Source organism: Mycobacterium sp. DL99 (genome assembly GCF_004762045.1).
Classification (GTDB): Bacteria; Actinomycetota; Actinomycetes; order Mycobacteriales; family Mycobacteriaceae; genus Mycobacterium.
Genome location: NZ_SJOM01000007.1, coordinates 4206157 through 4218121 on the forward strand (window position 1 = coordinate 4206157; position 11965 = coordinate 4218121).

Annotated in this window: 13 protein-coding genes; 7 read left to right on the forward strand and 6 right to left on the reverse strand. The window is 66.4% G+C overall.

Going from position 1 to position 11965, the window contains the following annotated elements:
* The first annotated feature begins 1 nt into the window (after position 1).
* From EYZ64_RS20570 to EYZ64_RS20595, 6 genes are all read left to right on the forward strand, one after another.
* Positions 2–715: a sirohydrochlorin chelatase gene (locus EYZ64_RS20570; protein ID WP_135456208.1), complete on the forward strand. Its 714-nt coding sequence runs from the start codon at positions 2–4 to the stop codon at positions 713–715.
* 144 nt (positions 716–859) lie between these two features.
* Entirely contained in the window at positions 860–2239 is a 1380-nt protein-coding gene (locus tag EYZ64_RS20575) for an MBL fold metallo-hydrolase (protein ID WP_135456210.1), read from the forward strand.
* 64 nt (positions 2240–2303) lie between these two features.
* The gene (locus EYZ64_RS20580) at positions 2304–3515 is read left to right on the forward strand and encodes an NAD(P)/FAD-dependent oxidoreductase (RefSeq protein WP_135456211.1); all 1212 of its coding nucleotides are present in this window, start codon (positions 2304–2306) and stop codon (positions 3513–3515) included.
* The gene (locus EYZ64_RS20585) at positions 3515–4111 is read left to right on the forward strand and encodes a rhodanese-like domain-containing protein (RefSeq protein ID WP_167857900.1); all 597 of its coding nucleotides are present in this window, start codon (positions 3515–3517) and stop codon (positions 4109–4111) included. Before EYZ64_RS20580 ends, EYZ64_RS20585 begins: the two co-directional genes overlap by 1 nt.
* Positions 4108–4968, forward strand: coding sequence for a sulfite exporter TauE/SafE family protein (locus EYZ64_RS20590; protein WP_135456215.1), 861 nt, complete (start codon positions 4108–4110; stop codon positions 4966–4968). Before EYZ64_RS20585 ends, EYZ64_RS20590 begins: the two co-directional genes overlap by 4 nt.
* Positions 4969–5032: 64 nt before the next feature.
* The gene (locus EYZ64_RS20595; RefSeq protein WP_135456218.1) at positions 5033–5293 is read left to right on the forward strand and encodes a metal-sensitive transcriptional regulator; all 261 of its coding nucleotides are present in this window, start codon (positions 5033–5035) and stop codon (positions 5291–5293) included.
* A 19-nt stretch (positions 5294–5312) separates the two neighbouring features.
* On the opposite strand, the gene EYZ64_RS20600 is transcribed toward EYZ64_RS20595, so the two are convergent.
* From EYZ64_RS20600 to EYZ64_RS20620, 6 genes are all read right to left on the reverse strand, one after another.
* Positions 5313–6398 (reverse strand): sulfate/molybdate ABC transporter ATP-binding protein, encoded by a 1086-nt coding sequence (locus tag EYZ64_RS20600; RefSeq protein ID WP_286175074.1) that lies wholly within the window; start codon positions 6396–6398, stop codon positions 5313–5315.
* Between the two features lie 22 nt (positions 6399–6420).
* Positions 6421–7242, reverse strand: a complete 822-nt coding sequence (cysW, locus tag EYZ64_RS20605) for a sulfate ABC transporter permease subunit CysW (RefSeq protein WP_135456219.1) — start codon at positions 7240–7242, stop codon at positions 6421–6423.
* Positions 7239–8102, reverse strand: coding sequence for a sulfate ABC transporter permease subunit CysT (cysT, locus tag EYZ64_RS20610; RefSeq protein ID WP_135456221.1), 864 nt, complete (start codon positions 8100–8102; stop codon positions 7239–7241). The genes cysW and cysT overlap by 4 nt, the downstream gene beginning before the upstream one ends.
* Positions 8099–9169, reverse strand: coding sequence for a sulfate ABC transporter substrate-binding protein (locus EYZ64_RS20615; RefSeq protein WP_135456223.1), 1071 nt, complete (start codon positions 9167–9169; stop codon positions 8099–8101). Before EYZ64_RS20615 ends, cysT begins: the two co-directional genes overlap by 4 nt.
* A gap of 131 nt (positions 9170–9300) precedes the next feature.
* On the reverse strand, positions 9301–9393 hold the full coding sequence (locus tag EYZ64_RS32690) for an Ms4533A family Cys-rich leader peptide (RefSeq protein ID WP_353588723.1): 93 nt from the start codon (positions 9391–9393) through the stop codon (positions 9301–9303).
* A gap of 139 nt (positions 9394–9532) precedes the next feature.
* The gene (locus EYZ64_RS20620; protein WP_135456225.1) at positions 9533–9736 is read right to left on the reverse strand and encodes a hypothetical protein; all 204 of its coding nucleotides are present in this window, start codon (positions 9734–9736) and stop codon (positions 9533–9535) included.
* Positions 9737–9840: 104 nt separating this feature from the next.
* Here EYZ64_RS20620 and EYZ64_RS20625 point away from each other — a divergent pair, with 104 nt between their 5' ends.
* The gene (locus tag EYZ64_RS20625) at positions 9841–11871 is read left to right on the forward strand and encodes a glycoside hydrolase family 15 protein (RefSeq protein ID WP_135456227.1); all 2031 of its coding nucleotides are present in this window, start codon (positions 9841–9843) and stop codon (positions 11869–11871) included.
* Positions 11872–11965: the final 94 nt, after the last annotated feature.

Sequence of the window (11965 nt, forward strand, 5' to 3'; positions counted from 1 at the left end):
CGTGACACTCGTTCTCACCGCACACGGCAGCGCGGACCCGCGTTCGTCGGCGAACGCGCACGCCATCGGCGGACATCTGCGCCGCCTACTGCCGGACACCGAGGTACGGGTCGCGTTCTGCGAACAGAACGCGCCCAACCTCACCGAGGTGCTGCCCGATGTCGAGCCGGGCGCCGTGGTGGTGCCACTGCTGCTGGGCAGCGCCTATCACGCCCGGGTCGACATTCCCGAGCTGATCGCCAACTCCGGCGCCGAGGTGACGCAGGCCGATGTGCTCGGCGACGACCCCCGGCTGCTGCAGGTGGCGCGGGAGCGGCTGACATCGGTGGGAGTGTCCCGGTTCGACGCCGACCTCGGCGTGATCCTGGTCGGGGTGGGCTCGTCCCACCCGGCCGCCAATGCGCGTACCGCCGCCCTGGCCGGTGCGTTGGCCGAGGGCACCCGCTGGGCCGGTACCCAGGTGGCGTTCGCCACAGGGCAGACGCCGGCCGTGCCCGAGGCCGCCGATAGCTTGCGCCGACGCGGCGCCCGCCGCCTGGTGATCGCCCCCTGGTTCCTGGCGCACGGTCGCATCACCGACCGGGTTGCCGAATTCGCCTGCGCCGCAGGCATTCCGATGGCCGAACCACTCGGGCCGCACCGCTTGGTGGCGGCCACGGTGCTGGACCGTTACGAAGAGGCGCTGGCCGCACGCAGCACCGGCTTCGCCGCCTGACCCCGCCATTCTCAGAGCAGTCACGCCCCCGGACACCACCCCGGGGGCGTCTTCGTCGGCTTGACTCCTATACCCCAAGGGGTATATTCGAACTTGTTGGTATACCCCCCTAGGTATGCAGACCGCTCACTGAGGAGTCGAACAATGAAGTTCATCCAGTACTACCTGGACTGCCTGTCGCACGCGTCGTACCTGATCGGCGATGAGTCATCCGGGCGCGCCGTGGTCGTCGACCCGCAGCGCGACGTCTCTGAGTATGTCGCCGATGCCGAGAAGCTCGGCATGCAGATCACCCTCGTGATCGAGACCCACTTCCACGCCGACTTCCTGTCCGGCCACCTCGAGCTGGCCGAAGCCACCGGCGCCAAGATCGTGTACTCGTCAGTCGCCAAGCCGGAGTTCGATCACATGGGAGTCGAAGACGGCCAACGCATTTCACTGGGCGAGGTGGTCCTGGAATTCCGCCACACCCCGGGCCACACCCCCGAGTCGATGAGCATCGTGGTCTACGAGCACGCCGACGACGCAGTGCCCTACGGTGTCCTGACCGGCGACACCCTGTTCATCGGCGATGTCGGCCGGCCCGACCTGCTGGCCTCGATCGGATTCACCCGAGACGAGCTGGCAGACAAGCTCTACCACTCGTTGCACGAGAAGCTGTTGCCGCTGCCCGATGCCACCCGGGTCTTCCCGGCACACGGAGCGGGTTCGGCCTGTGGCAAGAACCTGTCCACCGAGCTGTCGTCCACCATGGGTGAGCAGAAGCAGACCAACTACGCGCTGCGCGCACCCGACAAGGAGTCCTTCGTCGAGTTGGTCACCGCCGGCCAGCCGCCCGCCCCGGGCTACTTCGTGTACGACGCGATCCTCAACCGCAAGGACCGCGCGCTGCTGGACGAGGAGGCCACGCCAGAGGCACTGGACTACGACCGGGCCACCGACGCCGTCGCAAACGGAGCCATATTGATCGACGGCCGCAGCCCCGAGGACTTCGCGCTGGGCCATTTGCGCAACGCGATCAACATCGGACTCGCCGGGCGCTACGCCGAATTCGCCGGCTCGGTGGTCAAACCCGACGCCGACATCGTGCTGGTCACCGACCCGGGCGAAGAACGTGAAGGCAAAAACCGGCTGGCCCGCATCGGATTCGACCGTGTGCTGGGTTACATCGACAACCCGGAGCGGACGATGTTCGAGCACCAGGACGATGTGACGGTCGCCTCACGGTTGACCGCCACCGCCTTCGGCGAGCGCGCTGCCACGGTCGCGGATCTGCAGATCGTCGACGTGCGCAATCCCGGCGAGACCGAGGCGGGCATGATCCCGGGCGCGGTCAACATTCCGGTGGGCCAGCTGCCGGACCGGACCGGCGAATTGGATCCCGCCCGCCCGACCGTGGTCTACTGCGCCGGCGGCTACCGCTCATCGGTGGCGGCCAGCCTGCTGCGCCGGCGCGGTTTCGCCGATGTCAGCGACATCCTCGGTGGCTACGGCGCCTGGGCGGAAAGCACCCAAACCGCCTGAGCCAACATCCCGCCCAATCTGGATGCAGTACAACCCGTTTGAGAGATAGGAAGACAGAACAGGTATGTCCACCTCACGCAAGCATGAGGTCCTGATCATCGGCGGCGGCACGGCCGGAATCACCGTGGCGGCCCGGTTGCTACGCAAGCACTACACCGACGTGGCGATCATCGAGCCGTCCGACAAGCACTACTACCAGCCGTTGTGGACGCTGGTCGGCGGCGGCCAGGCCACGGCCGCCGAAACCGAGCGTGCCGAAGCCTCGGTCATGCCGCGGGGCGCCACCTGGATCAAGAGCGCGGTGACAGCCGTCGATCCGGACGCCAACACGGTCACGTGTACCGATGGTGCGACCTACTCCTACGACGTGCTGGTCGTATGCCCGGGCATCCAGCTCGACTGGGAGCGCACCGAGGGTCTGACCGACACGCTGGGCAAGGACGGTGTGTCGTCCAACTACCGCTTCGATCTCGCCCCGCGCACATGGGAATTCATCCGCAACACCCGGTCCGGCACCGCGGTGTTCACCATGCCGTCCGGGCCGATCAAGTGCGCCGGCGCACCTCAGAAGATCGCTTACCTGGCCTGCGACCACTGGCAGCGGCAGGGTGTGCTCGACAAGATCGACGTGCACCTGGTGGTCCCGACCCCGCGGATCTTCGGCATCCCCGCGATCGCCGACAACCTGGACAAGGTCATCGCCGACTACGGCATCACCCTGCACACCGGAAGCGAAGTGCGGTCCATCGATTCGGCGTCCCGCAAGGTCACGATGACCAGCGTGGCGGATGGCACGGACGCCGTCCTCCCCTACGACGTACTCCACGCGGTCCCGCATCAGTCGGCACCGGACTGGATCAAGACCAGCCCGCTGTCCACGAGCCATGTCGGCGGGGACGCCAACGGGTATGTCGACATCGACAAGCACACGATGCAGCACGTCCGCTACCCGAACGTGTTCGCACTCGGTGATGCGGGATCGTCGCCGAACTCGAAAACCGGTGCGGCCATTCGTAAGCAGGCGCCCGCTGTCGTGGAGAACATCGATGCGGTACTGCGCGGACGCCCGCTCACCGGGTCGTACGACGGCTACGCGTCCTGCCCGATCGTCACGTCCTCACGCGAGATGCTGCTCGCAGAGTTCGACTACGACTTCGCACTCAAACCCTCCTTCCCCCTACTCGATCCGGTGAAACCGCACCGGCCGTACTGGTTGCTGAAGAAGTACGGGCTGCCCGCCATGTACTGGAACCTGATGCTGAAAGGTCTTGCCTGATGTCCGCCTCGTCAATCCTCGATGCCGCCGAACTGAATGAACTCAGGCAGGCCGGTGCCGGCCCGCGGCTGATCGACGTCCGCACCCCCGGTGAGTTCGAAACCGCCCATATCCCGGGCGCCTACAACGTGCCGCTGGATCTGCTGCAGGAACACCGCGACGAGATCGCCCAGCATCTGGACGAGGACGTCGTGCTGATCTGTCGCTCGGGGCAGCGCGCAAGCACCGCCGGGCAGACCCTGCGGGACGCCGGCCTGCCGAATGTCTCGATCCTCGAGGGCGGCATGACCGCCTGGCAGGACAAGGGATTCGGGGTTCGCCGCGGCGCGCAGCGGTGGGATCTGGAACGTCAGGTCCGCCTGGTTGCGGGGTCGATCGTGCTCGGCAGCGTCCTGGGCAGCATTGCGGCACCCAAGCTGAAATGGGTCGCCGCTGCCATCGGGACCGGATTGACGACCGCGGCGCTGACGAACACCTGCGCGATGGGCATGATGCTGGCGAAGCTGCCGTACAACCGGGGCGCGTCGTGTGATGCCCAGAGCATCGTGGAGCAGCTGATCGGTTCCAAACAAACACCTTCCGGCGCGTTGGCATGATCGCCGTCGCTGTCGCGCTGGCCGTCCTGGTCGGGGTGTCCCTCGGGCTCCTCGGCGGGGGCGGCTCGATCCTGACCGTTCCGCTGTTGGCATATGTGGCCGGCATGGAGGCCAAGCAGGCGATCGCCACCTCGCTGCTGGTCGTCGGGGTCACCAGCGCGGTCAGCACCCTGTCGCATGCGCGCGCCGGCCGCGTGCAGTGGCGTAGTGGCCTGATGTTCGGGGCGGCCGGCATGGTCGGCGCGTACCTGGGCGGGCTGCTGAGCTATGTCGTCGCCGGTTCGGTATTGCTGATCGCCTTCACGGTGGTGATGGCCGCCACCGGGATCGCAATGATCAAGGGCCGCAAGGCGTGCGCACCGACGACGCAGACGATGCCGGTCGCCAAGGTTCTGCTGATGGGGCTCGGGGTCGGGGTGGTGACCGGCGCCGTCGGGGCAGGCGGCGGATTCCTCGTGGTGCCCGCCCTTGCCCTGCTGGGCGGCCTGCCGATGCCCGTCGCGGTCGGAACCTCATTGCTGGTGATCACGATGAACTCGGCCGCAGGTCTGGCCGGACATCTGAGCACCGTGCCGATCGACTGGACGATCGCCGGCGCAATCACCGCCGCGGCGGTGCTGGGCAGCCTGCTGGGCACCCGCCTGACCACGCGCGTCGACCCCGACGCGGTACGCCGGGCCTTCGGCTGGTTCGTGTTGTTGATGGCGTCGCTGATCCTCGGCCAGGAAGTCCACCCCGTCGTCGGGCTCACCGCGGCCGGTCTGACCGTACTGGCCGGCCTCGGCAACCTGACCTGCGCCCGCCTCGGGTGGTGTCCGCTGCGATGGCTTTTCGGCTCACCCGCTACGACAACATGACCATACACACATACCCCCGTGGGTATGATGGTAGTCAACAAGCCCAACTTTGAAGGGGTACAACATGATCTGCGACGAGGAATCGATCTCCGCCATCCTCAACCGGCTGCGCCGTGCCCAGGGACAGCTCTCGGGCGTTATCGCCATGATCGAGCAGGGCCGCGACTGCAAGGACGTCGTCACCCAGCTCGCCGCGGTGTCCCGCGCATTGGACCGTGCCGGATTCAAGATCGTCGCAACCAGTCTGCGCGAATGCATCAACGGCAACAGCGACGAGACCATGGACGTCGCCGAGCTGGAGAAGTTGTTCCTGACCCTGGCCTGACCGGGTGGGCCTGACCGTCTCAGCTGACGGTCAGCGCCTCATCCTCGTCGGTGGTCTTCTCGGAGTCCGTCGATGGCTCTTCGCCACGCGCCGGAATCTGCACGCCCCCGGCGATCTGAGGAACGCGCGTCGCGCGCACATAGACCGTGTCGCCCTCCCGCAGCCCCAGCGCCTCGGCGTCACCGCGGGTGATCTGCGCGGTGAACGGGACATGGGTTGCGGCGCCGGTCAATTCGACCCGCACCTCGAATCCGAGCATCACGATCCGGTCGATGGTGGCCCGCAGCACCCCGGTGGCCTCGGCGGTGCCATCGCCTGCCGCGACGGCCAACTCCGGGTTACGGCCGACACGAATGTCGTGCGGACGCACCAGGATTCCGTTCAGCTCCGACACCGCACCCAGAAACGACATCACGAACGCGTTCGCGGGCTCGTCGTAGACCTCGGTCGGTGAGCCGACCTGTTCGATACGCCCTTTATTGAGTACCGCGATCCGGTCCGCCACATCGAGCGCCTCGGCCTGGTCGTGGGTCACCAGCACCGTGGTGACGTGCACCTCGTCGTGCAGACGGCGCAACCAGGTGCGCAGATCGTCACGAACCTTGGCGTCCAACGCCCCGAACGGCTCGTCGAGCAACAGCACCTGCGGATCCACTGCCAACGCCCGCGCGAGCGCCATGCGCTGACGCTGACCACCGGAGAGCTGGTTGGGGTAGCGGGTCTGGAAACCGGCCAGCCCCACCACTTCCAGGAGATTGTCGACCTTCTCCTTGACCTCGGCCTTGGGACGCTTCCGGATCTTAAGGCCGAATGCCACGTTGTCGCGGACGGTCAGATGTTTGAACGCCGCATAGTGCTGGAACACGAACCCGATCCCGCGGCGCTGCGGCGGCACCCCGGTGACGTCGTGCCCGTTGATGGTGATGGTGCCGCTGTCAGGCTGATCCAGGCCCGCGATGGCGCGCAACAGCGTGGACTTGCCCGAACCACTCGGGCCCAGCAGCGCGGTCAACGAACCTGACGGCACTTCGAAGTCGATGTTGTCGAGCGCCGCAAATTCGCCGTAATGCTTGTTGGCGCCCCGAACCACGATCGCGTCGGTCATAGCTCTTGTCTCCTTCTCGGGCCTACTGCGCGGCCTTGGTTCGGCGTCGGTCGAGGATCACCTGGACAACCAGGACCACCACGGCAACCGCCATGAGCAAAGTCGAGATGGCGTACGCCCCGTACACCGATTCGGCGGTGCCGCGGTTGTAGCGGTCGGCCACCAGCAGGGTCAGCGTCTGGGAGGTGCCCGGCAAGTTCGAGGACACCATGATCACCGCACCGAACTCCCCCAGCGTGCGGGCGATTGTCAGCACGATCCCGTATGTCAGGCCCCACCGGATCGACGGCAGCGTGATCCGCCAGAACGTCTGCCACCAGGTCGACCCCAGCGTCGCGGCGGCTTCCTCCTGATCGGTGCCGATCTCATGCAACACCGGTTCGACCTCACGGATCACGAACGGGACCGTGACGAAGATGCTGGCCAGCACGATGCCGGGGAAACCGAAGATGATCTTGAGTCCGAGGTTGTTCTCGACGAAGCCGAGCAGTCCCGCTGAACCCCACAGCAGGATCAGCGCAACACCCACGACCACCGGTGACACCGCGAACGGCAGGTCGATGACGGCCTGCAGGGCACTCTTGCCGCGAAACCGGTTGCGCGCCAACACCAAGGCCGTAGGAACGCCGAACAACACGTTCAGCGGCACCACGATTGCCACCACCAGTAGCGACAGTTGCAGCGCCGAGATGGCCGCGGGTGTGCCCACCGAAGCGAAGAACGCTCCGACACCAGGGCTGAAGGTCCGCCACAGGATCAGCCCGACCGGGACCACCACCAGCACCGCCACATAAGCCAGGGCCAGAAAGCGCAGCAGGTAACGCACCGACGGTGAGAGCGTCATGCCGAAAGCTCCTGACGTTTGGCCGCACGCGAACCCACCGCGCGCAGCACGAACAGCACCACGAACGAGATCAGCAGCAACACAATGGAGATCGCCGCGGCACCGGTGCGGTCGTCGTTTTCGATCAGGGTCCGGATCCACTGCGAGGACACCTCGGTCTCGCCGGGTACCGCACCACCGATCAGCACCACCGAGCCGAACTCGCCGATGGCCCGGGAGAACGCCAGGCCCGCACCCGACAGCAGAGACGGCAGCAATGCCGGCAGGATCACCTTCACGAAGATCACCCGGTTGTTGGCGCCCAGCGAGGCGGCCGCCTCTTCGGTCTCCTGGTCGAGCTCGATCAGCACCGGCTGCACCGAGCGCACCACGAACGGCAACGTGACGAACAGCAACGCGACGCCCACACCCCATTTGGTGTGCTGCAGGTGCAGCCCGACCGGGCTGGCCGGGCCGTACAGCGCCAGCATCACCAGGCTCGCCACGATCGTCGGCAGGGCGAACGGCAGGTCGATCACCGAGTCGACCAACCGCTTACCGGGGAAGTCATCGCGAGTCAGTACCCAGGCCACTACCAGCCCGAAGAACAGGTTCACCACGGTGACGCCGGCCGAGATGGTCAGCGTCACCCGGAAAGATTCCATCGCCGCGTTGGACGTGACGGCCAGCCAGAAGGCGTTCCACCCGCCACCGGCCGCCTGCCACAGGATGGCCGCCAACGGCAGCAGCACGATGACGCTCAACCAGATCGAAGCTGCACCCACGCGCAGTGAGGTGCTGCCGTAGCGGCCGGGCCGCGCGCCGGGGGTGGAATCCCCCGGCGCGGGCACAGCCGAATCGGGCTGGGCTACAGAAGTCATCCAGTCGCCTGCTTGTAGATCTTGGTGATCGAGCCGTTTTCCTTGTCGAACAACGCCGGGTCGACCTCTTTCCATCCGCCGAGATCAGCGATGGTCCACAGCTTCTCCGGCGTCGGGAAGTCCTTGGCGAAGTCCGCCGCCACCGCGGGGTCGATCGGACGGAATCCGGCCTCGGCCCACAACTTCTGCCCCTCGGGGGTGAGCAGGAAGTTCGCCAGCGCCTTGGCCTTGTCGGCGTGAGGACTGGTCTTGACGACGGCCACCGGGTTTTCGATCTTGAAGGTCTGAGGCGGATTGATGTGCTCCACATCCTTGCCCTGCCGCTCGACGTTGATCGCCTCGTTCTCGTAGCTGATCAGCACGTCGCCGGTGCCCTGCAGAAACACGTCGGTGGCCTCTCGGCCCGAACCCGGACGGGTCTTGACGTGCTCGGTCACCAGCTTGTTGACGAAGTCGAGACCGGCCGCGGAGTCCTTGCCTCCGTTGCTCTTTGCCGCGTACGGCGCCAGCAGGTTCCACTTGGCCGAACCCGAACTCAGCGGGCTCGGGGTGACCACCTCGAGCCCGGGCTGCAGCAGGTCATCCCAGTCCTTGATGCCCTTGGGGTTACCCTTGCGCACCACTAATGACACCACAGAACCGAACGGGACGCCCTTGGTGTTGCCTGCGCTCCAGTCGTCGGCCACCTTGTCGGCCTTGACCAACCGGGTGACGTCGGGCTCCACGGAGAAGTTGACGATGTCGGCCGGCTTGCCGTCGGCCACGGCCCGGGACTGGTCGCCCGAGGCGCCGTACGACGTCCGCACCGCGACGCCCTTGCCTTCTTCGGTGGCGGCGAATGCCGGGATGATCTTGCTCCAGCCCGGTTCGGGCACTGCGTAGGCGACGAGCGTCAGCGTGGTGTCGGCACCTGCGGCGCCCTGGTCACCGCCGGCGACATCGCTGGCACCGCCGCCGCAGCCGACGGCGAGCACGCCGGTGGTGGCGAGGACGGTGGCAGTTCGCCAGAGCCCCGCACGCGAGGAGGACCGTAGGAACCGGCTGAGGTTGGATCTGTAAACGGGCACTGATGACCTTTCTTGCGGACAGCGGACATTGCGAGGTCCGTCAGGCGGAAAGGCAATGGAGGCGAGGGAGGCAAGAGAGGAGCATCCGGGCACAGAACCGCCACCGACACCAAACCGCGGACGGGTTGGAGTCAGCGACAACAGGCGACGTCTGCAACAGCGCGTGAACCCACGGCAATGAGAGCCAAGACATGGCTCTCAGTCTTGCCGGACGCTGAATGCATGGCGCGAAGAATAACAGAATTCCGGCGTCGCGCCCGTCGAGCGATGTGTCTCGCGGCTAGCGGGTCAGCAACCACATCACGATGACCAGGACGACCAACAGAATCAAGATCAACGTGACACGTGAGCGCGGCATACCGTTCACTCGGACTCCACCTCGTCTACCGGGGCGTGGCGCAGCCGGTGCAACCCCGTGATTCCCCAGCCCAGCGCGCCGTCGAGCACCACTGCGCTGCCATAAGCCAATGCCAACACCACCGGCATCACCACAGCGGTCTGTACGACGAACGGCAGCCCGGTCAGCCACAGTTCGACGCCGTCCCACCAGTTCAGGATTGCCGCCATGGGGCAAGCCTAGGCGATCACCTGATCGGCCCCGTCCCGCCCGTAACATTCGACACGCGTCGCTTGGGTAGACGACACCTGTATCCGCAGATGATGATGTTCGGATGGTCCTGCAACACACCGAGCCCACGGATGTCGTCGCGGCACTCGACAAGACATCTGACACTCCCAAGGCACCCGAGGCACCGCTGACGGTGACCGCCCCGGTGCCCTACACGTCGGCCGGGTCGCTGCGGAACCCGTTCCCACCGATCGCCGACTACGGCTTCCTGTCCGACTGCGAGAACACCTGCCTGATCTCCTCGGCCGGCTCGGTGGAATGGCTGTGTGTCCCCCGGCCAGACTCCCCCAGCGTGTTCGGCGCCATCCTGGACCGCAGCGCGGGCCACTTCCGGCTCGGTCCCTACGGTGTGACCGTTCCCTCGGCGCGGCGCTACCTGCCGGGCAGCCTGATCCTGGAGACCACCTGGCAGACCCACACCGGCTGGCTGATCGTGCGCGACGCGCTGGTGATGGGCCCATGGCACGACATCGACTCCCGCTCACGCACGCATCGGCGCACCCCGATGGACTGGGACGCCGAGCACATCCTGCTGCGCACCGTGCGCTGTGTCAGCGGCACCGTCGAACTCGTGATGAATTGCGAACCGGCGTTCGACTACCACCGGGTCGGTGCGTCATGGGAGTACTCCGGCCCGGCCTACGGCGAAGCCATCGCGCGCGCCAGCCGCAACCCGGATTCGCACCCCACGCTGCGGCTCACCTCCAATCTGCGGATCGGTATCGAGGGCCGTGAGGCCCGTGCCCGCACGCGGCTCACCGAGGGCGACAACGTGTTCGTCGCGCTGAGCTGGTCCAAGCACCCGGCCCCACAGACCTTCGACGAAGCCGCCGAGAAGATGTGGAAGACCAGTGAGTCGTGGCGGCAGTGGATCAACATCGGCGACTTCCCCGATCATCCGTGGCGGTCGTACCTGCAGCGCAGCGCGCTGACGCTCAAGGGCCTGACCTACTCGCCGACCGGAGCCCTGCTGGCCGCACCCACCACGTCACTGCCGGAAACCCCTCAGGGCGAACGTAACTGGGACTACCGCTACTCGTGGATTCGCGACTCCACATTCGCACTGTGGGGCCTGTACACGCTCGGACTGGACCGGGAAGCCGACGATTTCTTCTCGTTCATCGCCGATGTGTCCGGTGCCAACAACGGCGAACGCCACCCACTGCAGGTGATGTACGGGGTCGGTGGCGAGCGCAGCCTCGTCGAAGAAGAACTCCACCACCTGTCGGGCTACGACAACGCCCGGCCGGTGCGGATCGGCAACGGTGCCTACAACCAGATGCAGCACGACATCTGGGGCACCATGCTCGATTCGGTGTACCTGCACGCCAAATCACGGGAGCAGATTCCCGAGGCGCTGTGGCCGGTGCTGAAGAACCAGGTCGAGGAAGCCATCAAGCACTGGAAGGAACCAGACCGCGGCATCTGGGAGGTGCGTGGCGAACCGCAGCACTTCACCTCCAGCAAGATCATGTGCTGGGTGGCGCTGGATCGCGGTTCGAAGCTGGCCGAGCTGCAGGGCGAGAAGAGCTACGCGCAGCAGTGGCGGGCGACCGCCGAGGAGATCAAGGCCGACATCCTGGCCCGCGGGGTCGATTCCCGCGGCGTGCTCACCCAGCGCTACGGCGATCCCGCGCTGGACGCGTCGCTGCTGCTGGCGGTGTTGACGCGGTTCCTGCCCTCGGACGACCCCCGGGTGCGGGCGACCGTGCTGGCGATCGCCGACGAGCTAACCGAGAACGGCCTGGTGCTGCGCTACCGGGTCGAGGAGACCGACGACGGCCTGTCCGGCGAAGAGGGCACCTTCACCATCTGTTCGTTCTGGCTGGTGTCCGCGCTGGTCGAGATCGGCGAGGTGAGCCGGGCCAAGCACCTGCTGGAGCGGTTGCTGTCGTTCGCCAGCCCGCTGCATCTGTACGCCGAGGAGATCGAGCCGCGCACCGGTCGCCACCTCGGCAACTTCCCGCAGGCGTTCACCCACCTGGCCCAGATCAACGCCGTGGTGCACGTCATCCGCGCCGAGGAGGAATCCGACAGTTCCGGGGTCTTCCAGCCCGCCAACGCGCCGATGTAGGCCGGAGGCCTACGTTCTACAGATGTGGGCGGCTAGCTGTCGTGACCTGACACGTTGTTGTCAGGCGCACGCATTCGCCATCCTGGCCCGGCAT

Coding starts and splice junctions, on each gene's coding strand:
- EYZ64_RS20620 (WP_135456225.1), bottom strand. CDS start 9,736: ATGGCGGCAATCCTGAACTGGTGGGACGGCGTCGAACTGTGGCTGACC.
- cysW (WP_135456219.1), bottom strand. CDS start 7,242: ATGACGCTCTCACCGTCGGTGCGTTACCTGCTGCGCTTTCTGGCCCTG.
- EYZ64_RS32690 (WP_353588723.1), bottom strand. CDS start 9,393: ATGCATTCAGCGTCCGGCAAGACTGAGAGCCATGTCTTGGCTCTCATT.
- EYZ64_RS20600 (WP_286175074.1), bottom strand. CDS start 6,398: ATGACCGACGCGATCGTGGTTCGGGGCGCCAACAAGCATTACGGCGAA.
- EYZ64_RS20585 (WP_167857900.1), top strand. CDS start 3,515: ATGTCCGCCTCGTCAATCCTCGATGCCGCCGAACTGAATGAACTCAGG.
- EYZ64_RS20625 (WP_135456227.1), top strand. CDS start 9,841: ATGGTCCTGCAACACACCGAGCCCACGGATGTCGTCGCGGCACTCGAC.
- cysT (WP_135456221.1), bottom strand. CDS start 8,102: ATGACTTCTGTAGCCCAGCCCGATTCGGCTGTGCCCGCGCCGGGGGAT.
- EYZ64_RS20580 (WP_135456211.1), top strand. CDS start 2,304: ATGTCCACCTCACGCAAGCATGAGGTCCTGATCATCGGCGGCGGCACG.
- EYZ64_RS20575 (WP_135456210.1), top strand. CDS start 860: ATGAAGTTCATCCAGTACTACCTGGACTGCCTGTCGCACGCGTCGTAC.
- EYZ64_RS20590 (WP_135456215.1), top strand. CDS start 4,108: ATGATCGCCGTCGCTGTCGCGCTGGCCGTCCTGGTCGGGGTGTCCCTC.
- EYZ64_RS20595 (WP_135456218.1), top strand. CDS start 5,033: ATGATCTGCGACGAGGAATCGATCTCCGCCATCCTCAACCGGCTGCGC.